30 protein-coding genes and 1 tRNA gene are annotated in these 24,785 nt (G+C 56.1%); 21 read left to right on the top strand and 10 right to left on the bottom strand.

Translation table 11 applies throughout. The features are described 5' to 3' along the window. Positions 1-48 precede the first annotated feature (48 nt). Complete coding sequence (gene rpoD, locus BC777_RS06415) at positions 49-2,034, top strand: RNA polymerase sigma factor RpoD (RefSeq protein WP_100367273.1); 1,986 nt, start codon at positions 49-51, stop codon at positions 2,032-2,034. Between the two features lie 50 nt (positions 2,035-2,084). On the opposite strand, the gene BC777_RS06410 is transcribed toward rpoD, so the two are convergent. After that, complete coding sequence (locus BC777_RS06410; RefSeq protein ID WP_133122519.1) at positions 2,085-2,513, bottom strand: hypothetical protein; 429 nt, start codon at positions 2,511-2,513, stop codon at positions 2,085-2,087. Between the two features lie 186 nt (positions 2,514-2,699). Between BC777_RS06410 and BC777_RS06405 the strand changes: the two genes are divergently transcribed. From BC777_RS06405 to ribD, 5 genes are all read left to right on the top strand, one after another. Beyond that, positions 2,700-2,960 (top strand): HlyU family transcriptional regulator, encoded by a 261-nt coding sequence (locus BC777_RS06405; RefSeq protein WP_100367271.1) that lies wholly within the window; start codon positions 2,700-2,702, stop codon positions 2,958-2,960. A 121-nt stretch (positions 2,961-3,081) separates the two neighbouring features. Further along, the gene (locus tag BC777_RS06400) at positions 3,082-3,336 is read left to right on the top strand and encodes a hypothetical protein (protein WP_100367270.1); all 255 of its coding nucleotides are present in this window, start codon (positions 3,082-3,084) and stop codon (positions 3,334-3,336) included. 55 nt (positions 3,337-3,391) lie between these two features. Beyond that, entirely contained in the window at positions 3,392-3,796 is a 405-nt protein-coding gene (locus BC777_RS06395; protein WP_100367269.1) for a secondary thiamine-phosphate synthase enzyme YjbQ, read from the top strand. Between the two features lie 154 nt (positions 3,797-3,950). After that, positions 3,951-4,424 (top strand): transcriptional regulator NrdR, encoded by a 474-nt coding sequence (gene nrdR, locus BC777_RS06390; protein WP_100367268.1) that lies wholly within the window; start codon positions 3,951-3,953, stop codon positions 4,422-4,424. Further along, entirely contained in the window at positions 4,421-5,515 is a 1,095-nt protein-coding gene (ribD, locus tag BC777_RS06385; RefSeq protein ID WP_100367267.1) for a bifunctional diaminohydroxyphosphoribosylaminopyrimidine deaminase/5-amino-6-(5-phosphoribosylamino)uracil reductase RibD, read from the top strand. The genes nrdR and ribD overlap by 4 nt, the downstream gene beginning before the upstream one ends. On the opposite strand, the gene BC777_RS06380 is transcribed toward ribD, so the two are convergent. Together BC777_RS06380 and BC777_RS06375 are read right to left on the bottom strand one after the other, a co-directional pair. After that, positions 5,516-7,510, bottom strand: coding sequence for a capsule polysaccharide biogenesis protein (locus BC777_RS06380; RefSeq protein ID WP_100367266.1), 1,995 nt, complete (start codon positions 7,508-7,510; stop codon positions 5,516-5,518). It lies immediately after the preceding gene. A 9-nt stretch (positions 7,511-7,519) separates the two neighbouring features. After that, positions 7,520-8,815, bottom strand: a complete 1,296-nt coding sequence (locus tag BC777_RS06375) for a capsule polysaccharide biogenesis protein (protein ID WP_100367265.1) — start codon at positions 8,813-8,815, stop codon at positions 7,520-7,522. Positions 8,816-8,939: 124 nt separating this feature from the next. On the opposite strand from BC777_RS06375, the gene BC777_RS06370 reads away from it, so the two are divergent. The 6 genes from BC777_RS06370 to BC777_RS06345 all read left to right on the top strand — a co-directional run bounded on the left by BC777_RS06370 (position 8,940) and on the right by BC777_RS06345 (position 12,764). Further along, complete coding sequence (locus BC777_RS06370; protein ID WP_100367264.1) at positions 8,940-9,536, top strand: riboflavin synthase; 597 nt, start codon at positions 8,940-8,942, stop codon at positions 9,534-9,536. A 61-nt stretch (positions 9,537-9,597) separates the two neighbouring features. Next, positions 9,598-10,158, top strand: coding sequence for a hypothetical protein (locus BC777_RS06365; RefSeq protein WP_311135470.1), 561 nt, complete (start codon positions 9,598-9,600; stop codon positions 10,156-10,158). Between the two features lie 101 nt (positions 10,159-10,259). Continuing rightward, positions 10,260-11,390 carry a 3,4-dihydroxy-2-butanone-4-phosphate synthase gene (ribB, locus tag BC777_RS06360; protein ID WP_100367262.1) on the top strand — a complete coding sequence of 377 codons (1,131 nt, stop codon included), beginning with the start codon at positions 10,260-10,262 and terminating at the stop codon, positions 11,388-11,390. After that, entirely contained in the window at positions 11,390-11,929 is a 540-nt protein-coding gene (locus BC777_RS06355) for a 6,7-dimethyl-8-ribityllumazine synthase (RefSeq protein WP_100367261.1), read from the top strand. Before ribB ends, BC777_RS06355 begins: the two co-directional genes overlap by 1 nt. Continuing rightward, the gene (nusB, locus tag BC777_RS06350) at positions 11,926-12,399 is read left to right on the top strand and encodes a transcription antitermination factor NusB (RefSeq protein ID WP_100367260.1); all 474 of its coding nucleotides are present in this window, start codon (positions 11,926-11,928) and stop codon (positions 12,397-12,399) included. The genes BC777_RS06355 and nusB overlap by 4 nt, the downstream gene beginning before the upstream one ends. A gap of 41 nt (positions 12,400-12,440) precedes the next feature. Next, a complete protein-coding gene (locus tag BC777_RS06345) occupies positions 12,441-12,764 on the top strand; it encodes a hypothetical protein (RefSeq protein WP_100367259.1) in 324 nt (107 codons plus the stop codon). A 10-nt stretch (positions 12,765-12,774) separates the two neighbouring features. Here the strand turns inward: BC777_RS06345 and BC777_RS06340 are convergent, their stop codons facing one another. Further along, on the bottom strand, positions 12,775-13,278 hold the full coding sequence (locus BC777_RS06340; protein ID WP_100367258.1) for an aggregation factor core: 504 nt from the start codon (positions 13,276-13,278) through the stop codon (positions 12,775-12,777). 260 nt (positions 13,279-13,538) lie between these two features. Further along, entirely contained in the window at positions 13,539-13,685 is a 147-nt protein-coding gene (locus BC777_RS19335) for a hypothetical protein (protein ID WP_168769088.1), read from the bottom strand. 320 nt (positions 13,686-14,005) lie between these two features. On the opposite strand from BC777_RS19335, the gene BC777_RS06335 reads away from it, so the two are divergent. Genes BC777_RS06335 through BC777_RS06325 form a run of 3 tightly spaced genes read left to right on the top strand, consistent with a single transcriptional unit; the run spans position 14,006 to position 15,209 of the window. Then, complete coding sequence (locus tag BC777_RS06335) at positions 14,006-14,470, top strand: MmcB family DNA repair protein (RefSeq protein WP_100367257.1); 465 nt, start codon at positions 14,006-14,008, stop codon at positions 14,468-14,470. 59 nt (positions 14,471-14,529) lie between these two features. Further along, entirely contained in the window at positions 14,530-14,988 is a 459-nt protein-coding gene (locus BC777_RS06330; protein WP_211095332.1) for a hypothetical protein, read from the top strand. Next, positions 14,985-15,209 (top strand): hypothetical protein, encoded by a 225-nt coding sequence (locus tag BC777_RS06325; protein WP_100367256.1) that lies wholly within the window; start codon positions 14,985-14,987, stop codon positions 15,207-15,209. The genes BC777_RS06330 and BC777_RS06325 overlap by 4 nt, the downstream gene beginning before the upstream one ends. On the opposite strand, the gene BC777_RS06320 is transcribed toward BC777_RS06325, so the two are convergent. Beyond that, positions 15,206-15,397 carry a DUF6324 family protein gene (locus tag BC777_RS06320; RefSeq protein WP_100367255.1) on the bottom strand — a complete coding sequence of 64 codons (192 nt, stop codon included), beginning with the start codon at positions 15,395-15,397 and terminating at the stop codon, positions 15,206-15,208. The genes BC777_RS06325 and BC777_RS06320 overlap by 4 nt on opposite strands. A gap of 80 nt (positions 15,398-15,477) precedes the next feature. Between BC777_RS06320 and BC777_RS06315 the strand changes: the two genes are divergently transcribed. The 6 genes from BC777_RS06315 (at position 15,478) to BC777_RS06290 (ending at position 19,636) form a co-directional block, all read left to right on the top strand. Beyond that, positions 15,478-15,957 carry a GNAT family N-acetyltransferase gene (locus BC777_RS06315; protein ID WP_100367254.1) on the top strand — a complete coding sequence of 160 codons (480 nt, stop codon included), beginning with the start codon at positions 15,478-15,480 and terminating at the stop codon, positions 15,955-15,957. 43 nt (positions 15,958-16,000) lie between these two features. Continuing rightward, positions 16,001-16,077, top strand: a tRNA-His gene (locus tag BC777_RS06310). A gap of 79 nt (positions 16,078-16,156) precedes the next feature. After that, on the top strand, positions 16,157-17,185 hold the full coding sequence (locus BC777_RS06305) for an RluA family pseudouridine synthase (protein WP_100367253.1): 1,029 nt from the start codon (positions 16,157-16,159) through the stop codon (positions 17,183-17,185). Between the two features lie 162 nt (positions 17,186-17,347). Continuing rightward, on the top strand, positions 17,348-18,244 hold the full coding sequence (gene rpoH / locus BC777_RS06300) for an RNA polymerase sigma factor RpoH (RefSeq protein WP_100367252.1): 897 nt from the start codon (positions 17,348-17,350) through the stop codon (positions 18,242-18,244). 120 nt (positions 18,245-18,364) lie between these two features. Next, complete coding sequence (locus BC777_RS06295) at positions 18,365-19,339, top strand: Gfo/Idh/MocA family protein (RefSeq protein ID WP_100367251.1); 975 nt, start codon at positions 18,365-18,367, stop codon at positions 19,337-19,339. Between the two features lie 9 nt (positions 19,340-19,348). Further along, complete coding sequence (locus tag BC777_RS06290; RefSeq protein ID WP_100367250.1) at positions 19,349-19,636, top strand: DUF4389 domain-containing protein; 288 nt, start codon at positions 19,349-19,351, stop codon at positions 19,634-19,636. Between the two features lie 91 nt (positions 19,637-19,727). On the opposite strand, the gene BC777_RS06285 is transcribed toward BC777_RS06290, so the two are convergent. From BC777_RS06285 to BC777_RS06270, 4 genes are all read right to left on the bottom strand, one after another. Next, complete coding sequence (locus BC777_RS06285) at positions 19,728-20,228, bottom strand: GNAT family N-acetyltransferase (protein ID WP_168769087.1); 501 nt, start codon at positions 20,226-20,228, stop codon at positions 19,728-19,730. Next, positions 20,225-22,042 (bottom strand): M3 family oligoendopeptidase, encoded by a 1,818-nt coding sequence (locus tag BC777_RS06280; RefSeq protein ID WP_100367248.1) that lies wholly within the window; start codon positions 22,040-22,042, stop codon positions 20,225-20,227. Before BC777_RS06280 ends, BC777_RS06285 begins: the two co-directional genes overlap by 4 nt. Before the next feature lie 64 nt (positions 22,043-22,106). Further along, the gene (locus tag BC777_RS06275; protein WP_100367247.1) at positions 22,107-23,696 is read right to left on the bottom strand and encodes an ATP-dependent DNA ligase; all 1,590 of its coding nucleotides are present in this window, start codon (positions 23,694-23,696) and stop codon (positions 22,107-22,109) included. Beyond that, a complete protein-coding gene (locus BC777_RS06270) occupies positions 23,693-24,706 on the bottom strand; it encodes a ligase-associated DNA damage response exonuclease (protein WP_100367246.1) in 1,014 nt (337 codons plus the stop codon). The genes BC777_RS06275 and BC777_RS06270 overlap by 4 nt, the downstream gene beginning before the upstream one ends. Positions 24,707-24,785 lie beyond the last annotated feature (79 nt).

The following is a 24,785-nucleotide window of genomic DNA, read 5'->3' as shown; positions in this document are numbered from 1 at the left end:
AGCCGAATCACTTTGGCATGAAATACCGCATTCGAAAGGGCATTCCGAATGGCTGCGAAAGATAACGATGATCGCAAAGATGGCGACCAGGATGGTGATATCAGCCTTGATATGAGTCAGACCGCGGTCAAGAAGATGATCGCTGATGCACGGGAACGTGGCTATATCACTTACGATCAGTTGAATGCTGTATTACCGCCGGAACAGGTGTCTTCGGATCAGATCGAAGACGTGATGTCCATGCTTTCGGAAATGGGCATTCAGGTCACTGAGGAAGAAGAAAGCGAAGAGACCGAAGAGAACCAAGGCAACACCGCTGTCGCAACTGTTGCAGGGTCTCGTGAAGTCACGCTTGGTGGGGCCGAGGCTGAGAAGCTGGATCGCACGGATGACCCTGTGCGAATGTATCTGCGTGAAATGGGTTCGGTTGAACTGCTGTCGCGCGAAGGTGAGATCGCGATTGCCAAGCGGATCGAGGCTGGCCGCAACACGATGATCCTTGGGCTGTGCGAAAGCCCGCTGACCTTCCAGGCGATTACGATCTGGCGTGACGAATTACTGTCAGAAGACATTCTGCTGCGCGATGTGATCGATCTTGAAACCACCTTCGGCAATCAACTGGGTGAAGATGGTGAGGAAGAAACCGTTGTCGCCGCACCTGCCGCTGCTGGCACCGAAGAAAAGAAAGAGACCGTCCAAGAGTTGGACGCGGATGGCAACCCGATTGCCAAAGATGACGACGATGATGAGGACGATCAGGCCAACATGTCGCTTGCTGCGATGGAGGCGGCTCTGAAGCCACGCGTTCTGGATACGCTGGAAGTCATTGCCCGCGACTTTGCCGATCTGTCGGATATGCAAGATGCGCGGATGTCTGCGACGTTGAACGAGGATTCTTCGTTCACTGACAAGCAGGAAAAGAAGTACCAGAAACTGCGGTCCGAGATTGTGGAACTGGTGAACTCGCTTCACTTGCACAATAACCGGATTGAGGCGCTGATCGACCAGCTTTATGGGATTAACCGCCGGATCATGTCCATCGACAGCTCTATGGTGAAGCTGGCCGACCAAGCCCGCATCAATCGCCGTGAGTTTATCGAAGCATATCGCGGGCGCGAGCTGGACCCGAACTGGCTGGATGAAATGTCCGAAAAATCGGGGCGCGGTTGGCAGATGCTGATCGAGAAATCGACCGGCAAGATTGAAGAACTGCGCGGCGATATGGCTCAAGTCGGCCAATACGTGGGCGTCGATATCACCGAATTCCGCCGCATCGTGCAGCAAGTTCAGAAGGGCGAAAAAGAGGCGCGTCAGGCCAAGAAGGAAATGGTTGAGGCGAACCTGCGTCTGGTGATTTCCATCGCCAAGAAGTACACGAACCGCGGCCTGCAATTCCTTGATCTTATTCAAGAAGGTAATATCGGCCTGATGAAAGCGGTCGACAAGTTTGAGTACCGCCGCGGTTACAAATTTTCGACTTATGCGACATGGTGGATTCGTCAGGCGATCACCCGGTCGATTGCCGATCAGGCGCGCACGATCCGTATTCCTGTGCACATGATCGAGACGATCAACAAGCTGGTCCGCACGGGCCGCCAGATGCTGCACGAAATTGGCCGCGAACCGACACCAGAGGAATTGGCAGAGAAACTGCAGATGCCTTTGGAAAAGGTCCGCAAGGTGATGAAAATCGCCAAAGAGCCGATCAGCCTTGAGACACCGATTGGTGACGAGGAAGACAGCCAGCTGGGTGACTTTATTGAGGACAAGAATGCGATCCTGCCGTTGGACAGCGCCATTCAGGAAAACCTCAAGGAAACCACCACACGGGTTCTGGCGTCACTCACACCGCGCGAAGAACGCGTGCTGCGCATGCGTTTTGGCATTGGCATGAACACCGACCACACCCTTGAAGAGGTAGGTCAACAGTTCAGCGTGACACGCGAACGGATCCGTCAGATTGAAGCGAAGGCGTTGCGGAAGCTGAAGCACCCAAGCCGGTCACGGAAACTGCGATCGTTCTTGGATCAGTAGGCGCTGTCAGCACCTTTTAGCATCATGCAATGCGCCACCTAAGGCTTGTTTTAGGTGGCGCATTCTTTAACGGCGTCTCCCACATCATTCATGACCATGGCCATTTCACCTTCGGTCAGGTCATATGTCGCCATAGTTTCATGCAATGAGGCCAGCTTGCTCTCGCCTGATTGATCAGAGTGGGCAGTATTGAAAACCAGATTGGCCAACTCTGTACGATCAGGGTATCGGTTTTGGATTTGACTGGCTGCGCAGCTACACAGACGATGCATGGAGGCTTTGTATGCGAAAAGCACATATTGCACGGGGCTATCGTCCGGCGGCGATGACATCGCGACATTGCAATCATCTCGGAATACGGATGCGTCCTCAGTCAAATCGTATTGCGAAGCGGAAAAGTATTCTTTGCCGACTATAAAAGCGAAGAACATTGCGCTGGATACACACATTGCGCAGATAGTCGACAAAAGCGGCTTCATAGAGGGTACTCTAACAGGTTAGAGCAATAGCTATCAGACTAGTAAAGTAACTGCACTGCGCGTTCCGAAATCGATTGCGTATCGCGTTGCCGCCGCGTAGGCATTAGAGCCAACCACTGACGATAGCCGGCCTCTTCACTCTCTCTTTCGTTATGCTTAGACTATTCCCATAACAAGCGAGGTTCCATGGCACTTTTTTCCAAACTCTTCGGCGGTGGCAAGACCCCTGAGCCTGCCATGTCCGAAACCTACAAAGACTTTGCGATCACGCCTGTAGCTCAGAAAGAGAGCGGCGGCTGGCGGCTCACTGCGCGGATTGAAAAAGATGGCAAGGAACACATGCTGATCCGTTCTGATGTGCTGCAATCAAAAGATCAGGCGGATGAGGCTGCGGTGGCGAAGGCCAAGCAGATCATCGATGAACAGGGTGAGCGTCTGTTCGGCTAGTCCGCAGGTTACAGCCGTTCACGCCGCACGTCTGTGCATTTACGATCATGTGAGATAGCATTTCAGCAGATTGAAATAACCTTTGGTCGGACCACATCCCTCTTACAGAAAGGATGTCGTCATGACCAAATTCTCCACCTCCCTTGCGGCTGCTATGTCGTTGGTGATCTTCGCGCCCGCCGCACAAGCCTATAGTTTTGAGCCCGAGCCTGCCACAGCAACGCAAATAGCCGTATCCTCTGTGCAAACCGCTGAGGGTGAAGACGTGTGCGCCGTCCAGATCACCCACTTGATCGCCGATATCCTTGCGCTGCCCGGTGAGTGGGACACACATGGTGATACTACCGAAGCTGCGCTGGCCTGTGCCGAAGAGTAGGGCCTTTGGACATGCCTTGGTTGCGCTTTGCTAAGCGCCCGGCGATGTTGGTGAGATGCAAACACGTTTTGAAATCGCTACCTCTGGTCCCGGTCTTTATGAGTTCACCCATCAGGTGGCTGACTGGGTGACGGGCACGGGGCTTTTGACACTTTTTATCCAGCATACTTCGGCCAGCATTGTTATTCAGGAAAACGCAGATCCAGAGGTGCAGGCCGATCTGCAAAACTATTTCGCGCGGCTGGTGCCGCCGACAACAGACCCCAGCATGGCTTATCTGACCCATACCTATGAAGGTCCCGATGATATGCCTGCGCATATCAAGGCGGCTTTATTGCCGACGCACCTGAGTATCCCTGTCAATGATGGCAAGATGGTGCTGGGGACGTGGCAAGGCATTTATCTTTTCGAACATCGCGACAGGCCGCATCGGCGCAGCGTCATTGCCCATCTGGGATGAGTTGAAACCGAGTCCTATCGGCAACATCCGCCTCCCGCATCTTGCGGCTGCATTTCACCACTACCCAAAACCTGTGCACGCTCATATAGTGCCTGTGGATAAATGGGGCAGCAATACAAGCCATAGACCCCAGTATGACAAATGAGGACTGAACATGCGTTGCCCGTTTTGTGGAAATGTTGACACACAGGTCAAAGACAGCCGCCCCGCCGAAGACCATGTGGCGATCCGTCGTCGCCGTTTTTGCCCCGCCTGCGGGGGGCGCTTTACCACTTACGAACGTGTGCAACTGCGCGACCTTGTTGTAATTAAAACCAATGGGCGCCGCGAAGATTTCGACCGGCCCAAGCTGGAACGCTCGATCCGTATTGCCCTGCAGAAACGTCCGGTTGAGCCCGAACGCATTGATCAGATGATCAGTGGTATCGTCCGTCGCCTGGAAAGCATGGGCGAGACGGATATTCCCTCTGGCACGATCGGTGAGATCGTGATGGAAAGCCTGGCGCGCATCGATACGGTGGCCTATGTCCGATTTGCCAGCGTTTACAAGAATTTTCAGGCTGCGGATGACTTTGATAAGTTTGTGAGTGAGTTGCGCCCCGACAGCAAAGACGAAGAAGAGGCGTGACCCCCGAAACTGACGAACGCTTTATGGCGGTGGCCCTGATGCTGGGGCGGCGCGGTATGGGGCGTGTTTGGCCCAACCCTGCCGTCGGCTGTGTGATCGTCAAAGATGGTCAGATCGTCGGGCGCGCATGGACCGCCGATGGCGGGCGCCCGCATGCGGAGGCCTTGGCCTTGGCGCAAGCCGGTGATGCGGCGCATGGTGCCACGGTCTATGTCACGCTTGAACCTTGCGCCCATCACGGCAAAACGCCGCCCTGTGCGCATGCATTGGTGAAGGCCGGTGTTCAAAGGGTTGTCGTCGCGGCAGATGACCCTGATGAGCGTGTCGATGGACGCGGTATTGCGGCGCTACGCGATGCTGGTGTGCAGGTGGATTGCGGTGTGGGCCATAAAGAAGCCGCGCGCGATCACGCAGGTTTTTTATCGCGCATTACCCAAAGGCGGCCTTTCGTGACGCTGAAACTGGCCGGCACTCTGGACGGTCGTATCGCCACGGCGACGGGGGAAAGCCGCTGGATCACAGGCCCCGACGCCCGCCGTATGGTGCATATGATGCGCGCGCGCCATGACGCCGTCATGGTCGGTGCGGGGACAGTGCGCGCGGATAATCCTTCATTAACCGTACGCGGTTTGGGTATCGCCCACCAACCGGTGCGCGTTGTGGTGTCCCGTGCGATGAAAATTCCGGCGACACATCAGTTGGCTCAAACCGCCCACGCGACCCCTGTCTGGCTGTGCCATGGGCCCGACGCGGATGTCGCAGCGTGGGCCGCCAAAGGTGCTGTCAGTTTGCCATGTGCCCTGGCAGCAAACCAAGTGGACCCGCATGCAGTTATGACGACGCTGGCTGAGCAAGGCATCAGCCGCGTTTTTTGTGAAGGCGGCGGCATGCTGGCGGCCTCGTTTTTGAACGCAGGTCTGGTAGATCAGATTGTTGTCTTTTCAGCTGGGGCTGCAATTGGCGCAGAAGGCACGCCGATGCTGGCGGCAATGGGCATAGATCGGCTAACAGATGCGCCCCGGTTTAGGTTGGAAAGCGTCAGGCCGGTGGGGAATGATATTTGTCACATTTGGACCAAGTCGCGCAGCTGATCAACGCCATAGGAAAGCATAGCTGGCAAAAAGCCCCTGTAGTTTGGCCAGACTGCGGTTGAACATTCCCGGTCTTGGCAGATCATTATTCTCAATGCGATCTACGATCACCTCAACCGGGCAGGGCAGCCCGGTCACCGGATCACGGTAACGCGGATACGCGATCAATGCCGCATGCACCAGCGCGGGCAAATCCACCCGTGCTTGCCTGCGGTCAACCGGCATGGCCCGGTCATCGGTCAACCCCCAACCCGCATAGAATGGCGTGCCAAGGCAGGTGACTTTCTTGCCACGCAACAAGGCCTCGAACCCCAGCAAAGACGTCATGGTCCAGACCTCATCCACCGCCTCAATCGCGTCGATGGGGTCAGCTTTGGATAAGACAACATCGGCCAGCTCGGCGGCGTTGGGCACGTTGCCGGGGCGCAGCCCCGATTCGACATCAAGGTGGGGTTTATAGATAATTACAGCCGCCGGGTTGGCCTTGCGGGTGATTTCCAACAACGTCAGATTATCCGCAACGTCAGAGGTGCCAAGCTTGATAGATGCATCATCAGCGACCTGTCCGGGCACCAGAATACGGCGGCCCTTGGGAAGGGAGGGAAGCGGTTCAGCTTTGAGGTTATACTTCGACAATCGCGCATCGGTGATCCGGTCGATCAAGGCAGTGGCCCGCAGTCGCGCGTTTTCGTTCAGCTTGTCAGAGGCGTTGATCAGATTTTCCAAGAGGCTGGCGCGGGTCGCGTCATAGTAGATGCCCGTATCATCCAGAACGAGGCTGAGAGGTGGGATCAGATCCGCACCCAGACCACGCGACCGCAAGAACCCATCCTCGACCAGTATCGCATCATCTGCGGGCGCGCTGGCCCAGCGCATCAGGCGGCGTTCCTTTGCATCGGCACGCGCCTTGGCCTTTTGTCCGCGCGCAAAGGACACCGGATTTGGTGCGCCAAAGAATTGTTGTAGCGGCTTGCGTTTCCACATCCGCATATCCGCGGCGACCCAGCCCGCATAATCATCGCGCCAGGCGTTTGCGGCGACGGTCAGGGTTGCGGCGGCCTCTTCATAGCTGCACAGCCGGTCATGAAACGGGTCATACCATGTGGGGTACAGGATCATTGCCGCCGCAAAAAGCTGCGCGCGCGTCAGGTTGCGTTGGCGGCGTTGCAGGGGCGTACGGTCATCGGTCAGCCCCCAGCCGATGTAGAAGGGCTGCCCAAAGACCACAGGCTTATGCCCCGCGAGGATCGCCTCAAACCCCAGTTGTGAACTCACCGTATAAACCGCTATCGCCCCATCCAGCAGTTCCCAGGGCGAAACGTTGTGATCTGCAAATGAAATCTGCTTGCTAATGTCTTTCTGGCTAAAATACCCGCTGCGATGGCCTGCCACCATTTCGGGATGTGATTTGAGGATGATCGGCTTGCCGGGAAATTCGGTCTGAGCATAAAACAGCATTTCGCGGAATGTATTGCTATCGGCGCCGCAGGCTTTGATCGAGGCATCTTTGCGGGTCTGGTCGATCACCAGAACATAGCCCGGTTCGGGTGCCGCGATGGCCGGGTCAAAACGGTTGTATTTTGATATGTGATCGGATTTCAGCGCCGCAATCCCGGCGCGTGCGCGGTCCAAGAGCGCCGTGTTATCAAGAGGATCCTCGGATAGGATAATTTCAAGATCAGAGCGTGTTTTGGGGTCGTAATGCGCCCCACTATAGTCGATGTTCAACCCGATGGGCGGATCACCGTCGCGGCCTAGGCCCACAGACCGCAGAAAGCTGTCTTCAATACGCACGAGGGGGCTATTTTTAATCTCGGCAACCGCCTCACCCCGTGGTGATGTGGGGCTATGGCCCCAGACCCCAACCAGATCTCCATCACCGGGGGTGCCGATCTTGATGTTAAACCCCGCCAATTCCACAATGCGCCTGACGCGCCCTTTGGTCAGCAAACCGCCGTTGTAGACATAAAGGTTCTGGCGTGGATTTTGGGTCATGGCCGCAGGCTATTGCAGGGCAGTGCCTTGCACAACGCGCAATGGTGTCTGTGGGGTTGCATCTTTGGTCAGCAAGGCATCATAGGGATCGGCATCATCCAGCATCTTGTCGACTAATTCGCGCAAAAGCTGTTGACGGCCAGAGGCAGAGTAAAAGCCACCGGGCACCTGACTGGTTTCTAAAAGAAACTGGCGATATTCGCGGTAGGCCTGCGCGTCAGGTCGCCGGGCGGCGGCAAAGAACGCAGGCAGGGTTTGATCCGAGACGAACTCTGGCTTGCAAAACACGGCCGTGCCAAAAGCCTTGAGCGGGATACCCCGCCACAGCGCTTGTTGTCCGGAGGTGGAATTGACCGTCACCGCAGAGCGTGCGTCATTCAGGATATGCGCCAGCTTGCCGCCACGCAAATAATGTGTGCGGTCCGCGATGTGATGATCGGTTGCGATCTGCCTGATCATTTCGCGCAAAGGGGATTGGCCGCTTTCCAGCGGATGCGCCTTAAACACCAGATGATGATGCGCCGGAGCGCCCTTGGCGAAGCCAGTGATGACCTCGGCAATAAATGCTTCCATGTTGGCGAATGAAGAATGCGCCTGAAAGCTGGCGTCATGCTCCAACTGCAGCAGCGCGATATGATAGGGATAACCCCCTGCTTTGATCCGTTGTGTCGCCCAGTGCCGGTGCAGCGCTATAAACGGCATCAGGAGAAGGCGTTTGGTATACAGCAAAGCCTCGCGATGCACGGGCAGGGCACGATGAGGTTTGAAACCGGGGTAACCTGCGTTTCGAAACATCACAAACCAATGGTAGGCCGCGCCATAAAAGATATGTTGGCGCATGTCGCCCCAATGGGCCGGCGGGGTTGGCATGTCGATATCAGAGCGGGCGAGCCGATCACGCATCTCTGCCACCGAGAAATCCATCAGACGCGAATGCCCATTGCTGCCACCGCGTTCGTAGGTGACCCAATAGGGGCGTAGGTAACCTTCTTCGAACACATGCACGCGCAGACCACGCGCTTTGGCCTGTTTGACCGCTTCGGCATGGGTGGGGCGTGTGTCGCCGTAAAGCACGATATCGGTGATCCCGCGCTCTGCGACGATATCGGTAAGGGCGGTTGGCCACTGCGCTAAACCATCACGAAAAGGGATATACCCCGGCGCTCGTCCCCAAAAGGCCGCATCGCCTGCGTTAAATCCGACACGCCACACATCAACTCCGGTTTTGCGCAGCATTTGCCCCAACTGGCGAAAGAAGGGACCATGCGGGCCTTGCAAGAAGAGATAGGCTTGGGGGTGTGGCATCAGGACACTCTTGAACAACGGACTTCATCTTACTGCCTCGAAAGCGGCATTCTGGCAAGCCTGCGGCTTGTCTGGGCGCATCTGAAAGGCTAGGTCAGAGCGAGGCAAAGAAGAGGCAAGACGCATGTTCACAGGGATCATCACAGACATCGGCAAAGTGCTGGAGCTTGAACAGCGCGGCGACCTGCGTGCGCGGATTGGCACTGGTTACGATATTGATGGGATCGACATCGGGGCATCAATTGCCTGCAACGGGGTGTGTCTGACGGTGATCGCGCTGGGCCGCGATCCGCAGAACTGGTTTGATGTCGAAATATCGGCGGAAACGGTTGGTGCGACCAATGTCGGCGGCTGGGCGGTTGGCGGTCGGTTGAACCTCGAACGTGCGCTGAAAGTGGGCGATGAGCTGGGCGGCCATATCGTATCCGGTCATGTTGATGGCGTGGCCGAGGTTATCGCCATGCGCGACGATGGCGACAGCACACGCGTGACCTTCCGCGCACCTGCTGATCTGGCGCGCTTTATTGCGCCGAAAGGCTCGGTGGCGCTGGATGGCACGTCGTTGACAGTGAATAAGGTGGATGGCGTTGATTTTGGGATCAATTTTATCCCCCATACCAAATCAGAGACGACGTGGGGTGATACCGCTGTTGGGGATCGCATTAACCTCGAGATTGATACTATGGCGCGTTATGTTGCACGGTTGCAGGACTATAGCTGATGAAACCGCTGGTCCTTGTGCGGGTTGAAGATGCGAGGCCGGATAGGGGATTGATGTGTGCATGATGGCAGGTATTGGACATAACTCTGGTCAGGTAGAAGAGCCGGGCAAAAGCTGGCGCACCCATGTGTGGACCAAAGCACGCAAAGAGCTGATGCCGACACTGCCGTTGGAAGTGGTCCGCTTGCGGGTGAAGCGCGCGGCGGAGCTTGGTTTGCCTTATAAAACTTATGCGGGGATCAGGGCGAGTTCTGGTCACGATCTGATCGGATTTTTGTTTTCGAACAACGCATTGCAGGTATTGCGTGATGGGCAGTTACTGCCACAGGATCGCGCAGCAAAATTGGCAGGTTTAATGCGCTGCGTAAACGCTGGCGTTGCCCATCGGCCTGTCACACCGACCCATCTGAGCAGCTTGCCGGGATTGGCGGGTGCCTATGTTGCCCCCGGTTTCAGCGATAGCTGGTCGGATATGCGCGATCAGTTACGGGCGATGTTTGCCGCACAGGGCCGCCCTGCGGACCGGTATCTGATTGTCGGTGATACTGCGTTTGAACGTGAGTGGGCCGAGGCGGCACGCACTGCGGGATATTTGCAAGCAGACCAGTTTTTTGGCGGGTAAGGTGGATCATGATCCACCTTACGTCACGCCGCCCTTAGTGACTTTCCAAAGCCCTTTCACTGGGCTATCTGCCTGAGACAACACGCTTGGCGGAGACATCCATGAACAGCTCTTTCGAAACCCCCGGCCAGGTCGAACGCGACTGGTCTGATGCGATCAGCAAGATCGAGGACATCATCGAGGATGCCCGCAACGGCAAGATGTTCGTTCTGGTGGATCACGAGGATCGCGAAAACGAAGGCGACTTGGTGATCCCCGCACAAATGGCAACGCCTGATGCGATCAATTTCATGGCCAAGCATGGGCGTGGACTGATCTGTCTGACGCTGCCGGGCGAACGGATCGACGCGCTGGGCCTGCCGCTGATGGCGTCACACAACTCGTCCCGTCATGAGACGGCCTTCACTGTCAGCATCGAAGCCCGTGAAGGTGTCAGCACCGGTATTTCCGCCCATGACCGGGCACGCACCGTTGCGACGGCCATTGATGCCGCCAAGGGGGCCGCCGATATCGCGACGCCCGGCCATGTCTTTCCATTGCGTGCCCGCGATGGTGGTGTGCTTGTCCGTGCTGGCCATACCGAGGCCGCCGTTGATATTTCCCGCCTTGCGGGGCTAAACCCATCTGGTGTGATCTGTGAGATCATGAAGGAAGATGGCGAAATGGCGCGCCTGCCTGACCTGATTGCCTTTGCCCAGCTCCATAACCTCAAGATCGGCACGATCAGTGATCTGATCGCGTACCGTCGCCGCCACGACAATCTGGTGCGCGTCCGTGAGACGAGCACAATCACGTCGGAGTTTGGTGGCGCATGGGAAATGCGCATCTACACGGATGAAACCCAAGGGGCCGAACATATCGCATTGATTAAAGGGGACATCACGACCCCCGACCCGGTTTTGGTACGCATGCACGCGATGGATCCGATGCTGGATGTGCTGGGGACAGGTCCGCGTGGCCGTCGGAATGAATTTGGCGATGCCATGGAACTGATCGCAAAAGAAGGGCGCGGTGCGTTAGTCCTTTTGCGCGACGTGCATATGAAACTGGACTCTGTCGAAGAAGCCTCGCCTCAGACCTTGCGCCAATACGGGCTGGGCGCGCAAATCCTCAGTTCGCTTGGGTTACATAAGATCGAACTACTGACGAATTCGCCGCAGCCCAAAGTCGTGGGACTTGATGCCTATGGGCTTGAAATCGTGGGCACCCGCAAAATCTCGGAGATCGGATAATGGCAGGACCATCTCATTACATCATGCCGTTGCCAGCTTTCGATAAGCCGGTGAAGATACTGATCGTCGCCTCGCCTTACTACAAAGATATTTCGGACAACCAGATTGCGGGCGCCAAGGCAGAGATTGAGAAAGCCGGGGCGACTTGGGAGATTGTCGACGTGCCGGGCGCTTTGGAAATCCCCACCGCCATCGGCATTGCCGAACGGATGAGCAACTTTGACGGCTATGTTGCTCTTGGCTGTGTGATCCGGGGAGAGACGACGCACTATGACACTGTCTGCAATGACAGCAGCCGCGCGATCCAATTGTTGGGTCTGCAAGGCGTCTGCATTGGCAACGGTATTTTGACAGTAGAAACCCGCGCGCAGGCGGAGGTCCGCGCTGATCCGGCTGAGATGAACAAAGGGGGCGGAGCTGCGGCTGCGGCCTTGCACCTGATCGCGCTCGCCCGTAAGTGGGGCAAAGCCGATAAGACCGTGGGCTTCACCCGCGAGATTCTGATGGCAGGCGATACGGACAGCAAGACCACCACATGACCCTTTCAAATAACCAAAAGCGCAAGATGAAATCAGCCGCCCGGCTTTATGCCGTTCAGGCGCTGTTCCAGATGGAGGCCTCGGGCCAGACCGTTGATCAAGTTGTGCGCGAGTTCGAGGATCACCGCCTTGGGGCGGTCTATGATGAAGGCGAGATGACCGAAGGTGATGTGGACACATTCCGCGCGCTGATGGAAAAGGCTGTTGATGATCAGGCCGCAATTGACCAACTGACTGACCGCGCCTTGGTGGCCAAATGGCCAATTGCACGGATAGACCCGACATGGCGCGCATTGTTCCGCGCAGCGGGGGCAGAGATGACACTGAAACAGACGCCGCCCAAAGTCGTGATCAGCGAATTTGTCGGTGTGGCCGAGGCATTTTCCGCCGACGGCAAAGAACCCAAATTCGTCAATGCCGTGCTGGACCATATGGCGCGCGAAGTGCAGCCAGAGGCGTTTGGCGGATAGGTCGCATTTGCTATTGGCGCTGTTTGGATTATCTTTACAGAATGAGCGGAACACTGAACCAAAAGCCAGAACCCGACCTGATGCGGCTTTACCTGCGCCATTGCGCGGTCGGGTTTGTGCTGTCAGCGGTCTTTGTCGGGATGATCCTGTGGTTTGATATCGTTGGCCTGCGCGGCCTTGTAATGGGATCAGACGTGGGTTGGTTGGCCGTATTTTTGCTATGGTTCTTTAATGGAACAGTGTTTGGCAGTGTCCAATTTGCCATTGTGGTCATGTCTCAGGCAGATGATGACGATGAGGGGCCGAAGCGGGGCAAGATGATCCCGATCCGGGTGACCGCGCAAACGCCGTCACGCAAACTGTAGGGGCGGGACCCTAACTCAGACAGCTATGTGCCAAGACCAGCGTATTCGCACCTTCCGCGAAGACGGCGGTTTGGGTTTCGCCTGCAATTGTCATCTGAACCACAGCGCCATCCAACTCAGAACCGCCGACCCTAATTTGGCCAAGGCTACTGTTGGTCAGTACATCATCAAGGTCGGCAGAGATGACAATATCATCGCCTGCACGCAGGTCGTTGATCTGAAATGAAAGCTGTTGGTCGCCGTCAACCACGGGCTGCGCCGTTACAAGACCACTTTGCACCTCGACGGGTTGGAAAACTTCCACCCCAGCGCCGGCACCAGTGACATCAAAGATCAGCCCGCCGACCGATCCATCAAGATCAATCAGCACATCAACGTCTTGCAAAGGGCAGGTATCGCTGGAGATCACAAAGCGATCTTTGGGTGCGCTTTCGACGAATCGCACTGTGATGTCAGCAATAGCGGGCGGGGCAAGCAGCGCCAGAAGCGCCGTACAGAGAATGGCTTTTTTCATAATTCAGATTTAGCGCTGAACGGCGGCGGGTCAATTTTTTTGGGCGACAGTGACGGGGACCGCGGCAACCGTAGAGGTAGCTAATCCTGAGGACCTGTAAGTACAGGTGGGCGCCAGGTAATCAGACCAGGGTCAGAACAGAGCCAGCCCCCTAGGATTTGCGTAAGGCCGCTGGATTTGTACCTATGGTATACGAGAGGCGCAGAACCCGTCACCCAACAGGTAGGCGGGCAGTGGGTGAAGGGCAAGGCCCTGGCTATTTATTCTTCGATGTCGCCGCGGATGAGCCAGCCTTTGGCGCCGACCATTTCGGCAGGGGCGTAACCAAGCAGCAGGCGCTCGGCCAGACCGACAAAAACCAGGGCCATGGAGACTTCGAAAAACGTGATATTCGCAAACAGTGACATTGGCAGCTTTCCCTTAATACTTGCTTTAGTGTTTATTTAATGAAGCCGTCCAAAAAATGACGATCCTTGGGCTTTCTGGCTGGTGACGCGGGGTCAATCGTCCTGTTTGTGTCACAAAGCTGTCTCGATTAGGTGAACTAAATGTGACGGCTTTTTTGTAGTTTATTGATAATAAATAATAAAAATGGGGCGTCTTCATCAATGGTGGTTATTGGCGGTATTGTTTCGGTGGAAGAGAGAGGTGGGCTACGCCAACGCGTCGGTTCTACCCATCGCACGATTGCTTGCATTTTGTTCACGTATTGTTCATGTTGATATGTATGCGCGATGATAATCCCAACCCCAGCCTGATGCCCGGCCAATTGCTGGCCCGTGGCGTGTCACGCGCATTGCGCAGCCATGATTTTGTGAGCGTTGAAGAGCTGGTGCCCACGTCTGGCCTGCGCGTTGATGTGATGGCCCTGGGTCCGAAAGGCGAGGTTTGGATTGTCGAATGTAAATCCAGCCGTGCTGATTTTCAGTCCGACACCAAATGGCAAGACTATCTGGAATGGTGCGACCGGTTCTTTTGGGCCGTTGACGGTGATTTCCCGACTGAGCTTTTGCCAGATGAAACAGGTCTTATTATTGCCGATGCCTATGACGCCGAGATTATTCGTATGGGGCCAGAGGCCAAACTGGCAGCCGCGCGGCGCAAGGTGATGGTGCAGAAATTCGCGCGTCACGCGGCCATACGCGCACAAGCAGCGCGCGATCCGGGCGGCTTCATTGAAACGCCGTACTAATCCCATCGTCGGTTCCCTGGTCGGCGTGCCCCCCCGACATAAAGGAAATAGCAAGTCAAATGACAAGCTTGAGCAATTACCAAGCCAAATCAGGGAAATTCATTCCTGTGTGGACGCTAGAAATTCAAACAATTGCAGAAGATACCGATAAGATATTGGAAGCTGTGATGGAGGTGCACCCGCTAAGCTATGGGCGATATCAACGGACCGCGAGTATTTCCGCACAAGGCAAAGAGACCACGCAGCCCGAAACCGGGTCGACGACGACAACGCATGTTGACGGATTTGAGGCCGGAAACACCGAAACCTATCCAATGGTTGAATTGAAAATATCAATCGAACGGGACATGGCGGTGTTAGAACGTGTGATGGATGCTGTCATTTACGCACATCACTACGAGCAACCGGTTATTTTCTTGCGTGAGGATTGGGCAAGTCGTGCGACCTATAACCCCGATAGCGATAATCCAAACCGCTGGTGGAATGATGGTCGGGGACTGCCCAAGAAGATTGAATGACGCGAGATCACACGCGGCCAAGCGTCGTTTCAAGGAGACGATATGATCAATACATCTATCCTGACGGCACGCACTGCTATCGCGCATTGCATACAACGCATGCTGTATTCCGTAATGATATAGGCAAGCTGATCGCCCGGGCGCAAAAAGCGGATGGATCACTGTATGAATTCGAAATCGCGGGTTTTGAACTATTGGAGCCGGGTGTTGTCTATAGTTAAGGCCGCTTAACAGCTCGCGCCGCTATTGCCGCCGCTTTGATTTCTTCTGCGATCTCGTCTGCTTCCTCAGGGTCGAAATCCATCGGAATCTCTACGCCGTCAGCTTCGATGAATATCCGTACCATACCCAGATCGGTCGGCCCGATTTGCATGTTCGCTTCGATGTCGCGTTCGTTATTGATACCCATGGTGGTTCCTTTGGTCGGCTAGAGAATGTCCTACCGTGGGGTGGGCTTGATTGGCAAGGGCAACGCGGGCAAGTTGGGGCATGGATTTTGACGTACGCCCTTTCGAAGCTGCTGACGCCGATTGGCTGGTGAGCGAACATGCGACCCACTATGCGCAAGCTGAAGGCTTTGATGATAGTTTTGGGCCTTTGGTGCGCCGTATCGTCGATGATTTCCTAAGGGCGCATGATGAAACCTGTGAGGCCGGATGGATTGCGCATCACAAGGGTCAGCGCTTGGGCAGTATCTTTTGCGTGCGCAAAGATAACACCACAGCTAAGCTGCGCCTTTTCTACGTAGTGTCAGAGGCGAGGGGGACAGGCGTCGCGCAGGCGCTCATCGATCAGTGCCTGGGTTTTGCGCGCGCTGCCGGTTATGGGGGCCTGACCCTATGGACGCATGAAAGCCACGCTGCTGCAGGCCGCATCTACATGCGCAATGGGCTGACCCGCACCCATACCAAAGCTGTGCATTCTTTCGGTGTCGATCTGGTAGAAGAGACATGGCAGATTGCGTTTTAGAGGACTTGCAATCGTGATCCCATCCCGCTAGATCAACCGTGTTGCCGCCTTAGCTCAGTTGGTTAGAGCACTGGTTTGTGGAACCAGGGGTCCCCCGTTCAAGCCGGGGAGGCGGTACCACTCTCACCCACCTTTGCACCATTTGCGGTGGTCGGAGCCTCCGGCGGGAGTTTTTGGGCCAAGATGAAGGAACGGGCGTGTGACGGAGATCATTGAGTTTGTGATTTCGGCAGCGCCCCCGCCGCGTTTGGATAAGGCGTTGAGCCGTGATGTGCCTGCTGAGGTCGCGTTGAGCCGGTCGCGTCTGGCCAAGCTGATTGCTGAAGGTGCCGTAACGGTCGATGGCGCCGTTGTCACCGATGCGCGCCACCGGGTTGCCGAAGGTGCGGTTGTGACCGTCACCGTGGCGATGGCCGAAGAAAGCCATATCGTCGGCGAAGACATCCCACTTGATGTGGTTTTCGAGGATGATGATCTCATTGTCGTCAACAAACCCGCAGGTATGGTTGTGCATCCAGCCCCCGGCACGCCCGGTGGAACACTCGTCAATGCGCTGATCCACCACTGTGGGGATACCCTGTCGGGTGTGGGCGGGATGAAACGCCCCGGTATTGTGCACCGTATTGATAAAGAGACGACGGGTCTGCTGGTCGCTGCGAAATCGGACCGGGCGCATCATCATCTTGCGGATCAGTTTGCCGCGCATACGGTCGAACGGCGTTATCTTGCGATTTGTTATGGCCTGCCTGATCAGAATGATCCGCGACTGCGCGGGATCAAGGGAACATCCTTTGAGCCAGGCAATATCTTGAAAATCCAGACCTTCCTTGGTCGTCATCGTACCGACCGGCAGCGCCAAGCGGTGTCTTTCACCGCTGGGCGACATGCCGTCACGCGTTCGCGCATTGTGCAGGCGCTTGGCGTGCCCGCCTGTGCCGCTTTGATCGAATGCTGGCTGGAAACTGGTCGTACGCATCAAATTCGCGTTCATCTGGCCCATTGCGGTCATGCGCTGATTGGTGATCCGACCTATGGCGGGCGGCGCAAGTTATCGCCAAAGGCAATCGGAGAGGCGGGTGTCGCGGCAGTTGCCGCTTTCCCGCGTCAAGCGCTGCATGCGGCCACTTTGGGCTTTGAACACCCGGTTTCTGGCGCATTCCTGCAGTTTGAAGCGGAAATGCCCCAAGACATGCGCGGTTTGTTGCGCGTTCTTAGTCATCATGGCTGAAATATTCGATCCCATGTGCGTGAGCGCACGGAAACGTGCCTCGCAAAACTAAACCGAAGAGTTCATATTGCTTTTACGGAAATCGAATAGGGCTGCTCTTGAAACCCAAAACGATCATTCCCATATCCATGTTAAGCCTTTATACATAGGAGGGCAGAGACAGTGAGTAATTATAAAAATCTTCCAGCACCCACACCAGAGGGTGGTCTGAACCGTTATATGCAAGAAATCCGCAAATTCCCCATGCTGGAGCCTGAGCAGGAATATATGCTCGCCAAGCGTTGGGTGGATCACGAAGATACAGATGCAGCACATCAGATGGTCACATCGCACCTGCGATTAGCGGCCAAGATTGCAATGGGATACCGCGGTTATGGTCTGCCACAAGCCGAGGTGATTTCTGAAGCCAATGTCGGCTTGATGCAAGCCGTGAAACGCTTTGACCCTGAAAAGGGTTTCCGGTTGGCAACTTATGCAATGTGGTGGATCAGGGCGTCGATCCAGGAGTATATCCTGCGGTCCTGGTCACTGGTCAAGCTGGGCACGACATCTGCGCAGAAGAAGTTGTTCTTCAACTTGCGTAAGGCAAAGAACCGGATTGGCGCGTTGGAAGACGGTGATCTGCGTCCTGAAAACGTTGAACGCATCGCCAATGACCTTGGCGTGACCGAGCAGGAAGTTATTTCCATGAATCGGCGTTTATCGGGCGGTGATGCATCGCTGAACGCGACCGTCAGCGCCGACGGTGAAGGTGCCGCGCAATGGCAGGACTGGCTTGAGGATGAAAGCGCCAATACGGCTGCTGACTATGAGGCGAGTGATGAGCTGGATGCGCGACGTGAGCTTTTGGCTGAAGCGATGGGCGTGCTGAATGACCGTGAGAAAGATATTCTCATGCAGCGCCGATTGTCCGAAGAAACGGTGACGCTTGAAGACCTCAGCGGTCAGTATGACGTCAGCCGCGAGCGTATTCGCCAGATCGAGGTGCGCGCCTTCGAAAAGCTGCAAACGAAAATGCAAGAGTTGGCCCGCAAGAAGGGCATGCTTGCCGAAGCCTAAGGCGTTTCACAACCAAGATGGATGATCCCCGCCCGCACTGCTGGCGGGGATTTTCATTTGTGGGGTGTTTCCATTCGGGGAAGGTTGACGCTACCATTGTCAAAACAGGGGGATACAGCAATGACACCAATCCGATGGGGTATCTTGGGTGCCGCCCATTTTGCGAAAGAGCATATGGGGCCTGCGATCCATGCCGCAGCGGGCGCAGAGCTGGCAGCCCTTGCCACGTCGAGCGCAAGGAAGGCTACCGAATTTCAGGCCTTCGCGCCGCAGTTGCGGGTGCATGACAGTTATGATGCGCTCTTGGCTGATCCGCAGGTTGATGCCGTATACATTCCGCTGCCGAACCATCTGCATGTGGAATGGTCCTTGAAAGCGCTCGCAGCGGGCAAGCATGTATTGTGCGAAAAGCCAATAACGTTGCAGGAAGCCGATTTTGAACAACTGATTACGGCGCGTGATCAATCGGGCAAACTGGCCGCTGAAGCCTATATGATCGTCCATCACCCGCAATTCATTCGTGCCCGCGAACTGGTACAAGGCGGTGCAATTGGTGATCTGGTGCATGTCGATGCGACCTTCAGTTTCTTTAACGATGATACAAATAACATCCGTAACAAACCCGAGGCTGGTGGTGGGGGCTTGCGTGATATTGGCGTCTATACTTTTGGCGCGGCGCGTTTCGTGACGGGGCAAGAACCCATAGCAGTGCCTTATGCCAAGCTACGCCTTGAGAATGATGTTGATGTTTTTGCTCAGGTGGCGGCTGATTTCCCAAACTTTAGCTATGCTGCCACAGTCTCGATGCGGATGTTCCCGCGTCAGGAGATCACTTTTCATGGCGAAAAAGGCGTTCTGACACTGACTTGCCCATTCAACGCCAATGTGTTTGATGCGGCGACCCTGACGCTTGAGAATGCAGACAACACTGTCACGACCGAACGCTGGCCGGGTGTGAACCAATATGTGCTACAGGTGGAAAACTTCTGCAATTCAGTGCAGACTGGCGCGGATTATCCGTGCCCGCTTGAATTCTCGCGCGGCACGCAGCACATGATGGATATGGTTTTTGCGGCGGGTGGGCATCCCGCGTAGGAGAAGACGATGGCCAAAGATCAAGATACGGCTGAAACAAACGTCGAAGAAGATTTCGATAGCATCTGGGTACGCCTGCTGCATATGATTATCATCTCGTTCATGATGAGTATCACCAGCACGCTTTTGGGTTTGCTGACTGTGGCGCAGTTCCTGATCATGTTATTCAACAAGCGTGAACCGAACGAACAATTGGCTGAATTGGGCACAACAATGGGCGTCTGGATGGCTAAAGCGGCGCGGTATCAGACGGCGGCCAGCGAGGTGAAGCCTTGGCCATGGACCGAGTTGGATTGAGAAGCGTGCGCGACGTGACCGGCGTGTTCCCGGACTTGATCCGATGCTTTTTGAGGCCAGGTTGAAGTCCCGGATCAAATCCGGGACTGCGTCATCTGTCAGGTGCCTTTGGTTTGTCTAAATCCAGTCGCAGGACATTTTGCGGCCCTGCCTCACCAAGCAGCCATTGATCCCCGGTATCGACGAACCCGCTTGCAAGGTAGACCTTGCGCGCGGCCTGGTTTCGCAAGTTCACTGTAAGATAGACCGCCTTTGCATCGCCGTAGTGCTTTGAAAGATAGTCATGCAATTGCATGCAGCAGGCCTTGGCGATCCCGCGCCCCTGCATCTGTTGATCCACTAAAAACGTCCGTAGGCCCGGTGTGTCCGGCCCTGCAAAAGGGTAGGTGTGGTGAAACCCCGGATCAATGCGGAACATACCCACAACTTGGCCCTCGTTCAGGATCACATGGACATCAACACCCGGCTCTGGGTCGTCAATCACCTCATAGGGTTGCCCTGAAAACGCGACCTGATCTGCGGCAACGCGAATATCGCGCAGCGTGTCGGTCAGATCAGCGGTGAGCGGTGCAAGTGTGACCTTGACGGTCACGCTTCCATTGCTTCCAATTCGTCGATCATGCCGCTGATCATCGACAGCCCCTTGTCCCAGAATTGCGGATCAGAGGCATCAAGCCCAAAGGGTGCCAGCAGTTCTTTGTGGTGCTTGGACCCGCCGGCGCGCAGCATGTCAAAATACTTGGTGCGGAAGTCTGGGTCGCCCTCGGCATAGACCGCATAAAGCGCGTTCACGAGCCCGTCGCCAAAGGCGTAGGCGTAGACGTAGAATGGCGAGTGGACGAAGTGGGGGATGTAGGCCCAAAAGGTTTCGTAGCCTTCCGCGAAATCGAATACGGGGCCAAGGCTTTCGGCCTGCACGGACATCCATAGCGCATTGATGTCGTCTGGTGTCAGTTCGCCCTCGGCGCGGGCGGCGTGGAGTTTACATTCGAAGTCGTAGAACGCGATCTGGCGGACGACCGTGTTGATCATGTCTTCGACTTTGCCGGCCAGCAGTATCTTGCGTTCCTCTTTGGTTTTGGCACCGTCCAGCAGTTTCTGAAAAGTCAGCATTTCACCAAAGACCGAGGCAGTCTCGGCGAGCGTCAGTGGCGTAGAGGAAAGCAATTCGCCTTGCTCTGCGGCCAATACTTGGTGCACGCCGTGACCCAATTCATGTGCCAAAGTCATGACGTCGCGTGGTTTTCCCAGGTAGTTCAGCATCACATAGGGGTGCACGGGCGTGACGGTCGGATGCGCAAAAGCGCCCGGCGCTTTGCCTGGTTTCACGGCGGCGTCGATCCAGCCATCCGTAAAGAACGGTTTTGCGATTTCTGCCATTTGCGGGTCGAATTCCGCATAGGCATCCATCACCGTATTGGTCGCCTCGTCCCAATCAACGATCCGGTCGCTTTCCATTGGTAAGGGCGCGTTGCGGTCCCAGACCTGCATCCGCTCCAGCCCCATCCATTTGGCTTTCAGCGCGTAGTAGCGATGCGAAAGTTGCGGGTAGGCGGCAACAACGGCGTTGCGCAATGCCTCGACCACTTCGGCCTCAACATGATTTGACAGGTGCCGTCCGGTTTGGGGGGTCGGCATGTTGCGCCAGCGGTCCTCGATTTCTTTTTCTTTGGCCAGCGTGTTGTGGACGCGGGAGAAAATTTTGATGTTTTCCTGAAAGACAGCCGCCAACGCGTGGGTTGCCGCTTCGCGTTTGCTACGATCCTGTTCGGTCAGCAAATTCAACGTGGATTCGAGGTTGAGGGTTTCACCATCGACGGTGAATTCAAGTCCGGCCATCGTTTCATCAAAGAGCCGGTTCCACGCGGCAGAGCCGACAGTGGATTGATCGTGCAGGAATTTTTCCAGCTCATCTGACAGCTGATGCGGTTTCATCGCGCGCATGCGATCGAAGACGGGTTTATAGCGCGCAAGGTCGGCGTTGGCGGCGAGTAGGCCCATCAGATGGTCATCATCCAGCCGGTTGAACTCTAGCCCATAGAAGACCAGCGGTGTGGTGTAGGTGGTGATCTTGTCCTGACAATCGGCCATGAATTTGGCCCGGTCACTGTCGGTGGTGCATTGGTAATAACGTAGGCCAGCAAAAGACATGATGCGCCCGGCAATCACGTCGATCTGTTCGTAGCGTTGCACAGCAGCCAGAAGGCCGGGCGCATCCAGATCGGCCAGTTTGCCTTCGAAGTCAGCGGCAAAGGCAGCGCATTCCTTTTCTAGCCAGGCCATATCCCGTTCCAATTGAGCGCTGTCAGTTGAAGGGTAAAGATCGCTCAGGTCCCATTCGGGTAGATTGCCAAGGTCCTTTCCACCGCTTGTGTTGGCGTCAAAAACGGGCTGGGGCGTATGCATGGGAGAAACCTTTCATGATCTGTTGCGACCAACATAAGTATTGATTGAAACGGTGGAAAGGCCATCAGCCATAGGTCGCCAACATCTCTTTGAGATCATCCAATGTATTGGCCTCATCCACCGGCTTGTCACGCCGCCAACGCAGCATGCGCGGAAAGCGTAATGCGACGCCGGATTTATGGCGAGGGCTGGCCTGAATGCCTTCGAAAGCGATCTCGAACACATGCTCTGGCGGGACGTGCCGGACGGGGCCGAACCGTTGCAGTGTGTTCTTGCGGACCCACGCTGTGATCTCGCGGAATTCTTTGTCGGTCAGGCCGGAGTAGGCTTTGGTAAAGGGCACCAGTTCGTTGCCGCTGCGCACGGCGAAGGTGTAGTCGGTAAATAGGTTTGCGCGCCGCCCGTGCCCCGCTTGCGCATAGATCATCACCGCATCAATAGTGAGCGGGTCGATCTTCCACTTCCACCAGTCACCGCGTTTGCGGCCCGCAAGGTATGGGCTGTCGCGGCGTTTGAGCATCAGACCTTCTGCGTTGAGGTCGCGGGACTGGGCGCGGGCGGTGCCGAGATCGTCCCATGTGGTGAAAGGGACCGAGGCAGAGAGGCGGAGGGGGGCTGTTTGAGGGACGTCTGCGATGAGCGTTTCCAACATATTGCGTCGTTCTTGCAGGGGCATGGCGCGTATGTCTTTGCCTTGATGCTCCAGAAGGTCGTAACCCATGAGGATCACCGGGGCCTCTGTCAGCAACTTCTTGGGCACCGTTTTGCGCCCGATCCGTTTTTGCAGGGCGTTGAATGACAGTGGCTTTTCGTCTGCGAACGCCAGCACTTCGCCGTCGATCACCGTGCCGTCGGGCAGGTAGTCGCGTAGTTGCGCGAATTCGGGGAAACGGTCGGTCATCAGGTCTTCACCGCGTGACCATAGGTGATGTTCGCCACCGCGCACGATCAGTTGCCCGCGGATACCGTCCCATTTGCGTTCGGCGTTCCAGTCGGCGGGTGCGCCCAGATCATCGAAACCGTCCAGTTGGTAGGCCAGATAAAACGGGTAGGGGCGTGACAGGTCGGCGGTTGGGTCATCCGCCTCGATAAGGGCTTCCCATGTTGTCGTATCAGGGGTCCAGTTACCCATCAGCTTGTGGGTCAGTTGTGGTTCGGGCTGGCCAGTCGCTTGTGCCAACGCCCGTGTGATCAATTTCGCGCTGACACCGATACGAAAGCCGCCCGTCAGCAGCTTGGTGAACAGAAAGCGTTCTGTGCTGGGCAAGCTGTTCCATGCGGTCAGAATACCTGCTTTGCGGTCGTCATCTTCCAAGGTGGAGAGCGTTTTGATGTAGCCTATCCAATGGGTCAGCGTCTTGTCTTCGCTTTCCGTCGCGGGTGGCAGCACCAATGCAATCGTCTCTGCCAGGTCGCCGACGATGCTGTAACTTTCCTCAAACAGCCAATCGGGAAGCCTTGCGACTTCTGCCGCCCATTCACGCAGGCGGGTGGCCGTGATTGTGCGTTTAGGACGGCGTCCGGTGAAAAGGGCGATGGTCCACAGCCGGTCTTCGGGTGAGGCAGTTTGGAAATAATCGGCGAGGGCTGCGGTTTTGACTGTCGTTTTCGTGCTTTCGTCGATGCGGGTGAAGAGGGTGGCGAAGTCTTTCATGCCTCTGCCTCTTCCGTCTGATCGAAACCTTCCCCTTGGTACTCGGTGCTGACGATATGCGCATCATAGCCGCGGCTGGTCAGCCACTTCTGGAAGGCCGAAGTGTAACCATGAGTGGCAAAAACTTTTGTGGCTCCTGTGGCTTTGATGGCATCGTTCAACCCTTCCCAATCGGCATGGTCGGATACGATGAAACCGCGGTCTGCAGCGCGTCTGCGGCGGACACCGCGCAGGGCCATCCAGCCGCTGGCAAAAGCGGTTGATGACGGCCCAAAACGTCGCGCCCATGTGGTGCCAAGCGCGCCGGGCGTGGCAAGCACCAGCGCGCCGGGATGCGTTTTGTGGTTGATGTCGGGGGTGACAAGGGTGGTTTCTGGCAGGTTAAATCCTTGGCCGCGCAGTACTGCGTTGGTGTTTTCAATGGCGCCATGGGTCAGGATTGGGCCGATGTCAGGGTCCACAGTTGTGAGCAAGCGTTGCGCTTTGCCTAAGGCATAGGCCCCGAGGATCGACGTGCGCCCGGCGGCAGCGTTAGCGGCCCACCAATCGTTGATTTGGCGTGTGAGAATGTCTTGCGGCGTCCATTTGAAGATGGGCAGGCCGAACGTGCATTCGGTAATAAAGGCGTGACATTTGACTGGCTCAAATGGTTCTGAGAGCCCGTCTGCCACAGTTTTGTAGTCTCCAGAGACGACCCAGACTTCGCCTTTGACTGCGACCCGGATTTGGGCAGAGCCGGGAACATGGCCTGCGGGGTGAAAGGAAACGCGGGCGTCTCCGATCTTTGTTTCCGTGCCGTATTCGACCGTTTCTAGTGTGATCTCGCCCAATCGGTGCCGCATCACCGGCGCGGTCCCGGCGGTGGCCAGATAGCGCCCCATACCATAGCGGGCGTGGTCGCTATGCCCGTGGGTGATCAGCGCACGGTCCACGGGTTTCCACGGATCAATGTAGAAATCGCCTGCTGGGCAATAGATGCCCCGGTCGGTGAAGGTGAGAACGTCAGCCATGAAGTGAGTATAGTGCGCGTCCTGTGGTCTCCAATGGCGGGGGTGGGTTTCACCCACCTTACAGTGTAGGTCCGTGGGT

Source organism: Yoonia maricola (genome assembly GCF_002797915.1).
GTDB classification, from domain to species: Bacteria; Pseudomonadota; Alphaproteobacteria; order Rhodobacterales; family Rhodobacteraceae; genus Yoonia; species Yoonia maricola.
The sequence above is the reverse complement of the archived record's forward strand: the minus strand, read 5'-3'. Positions and strand labels throughout refer to the sequence as shown.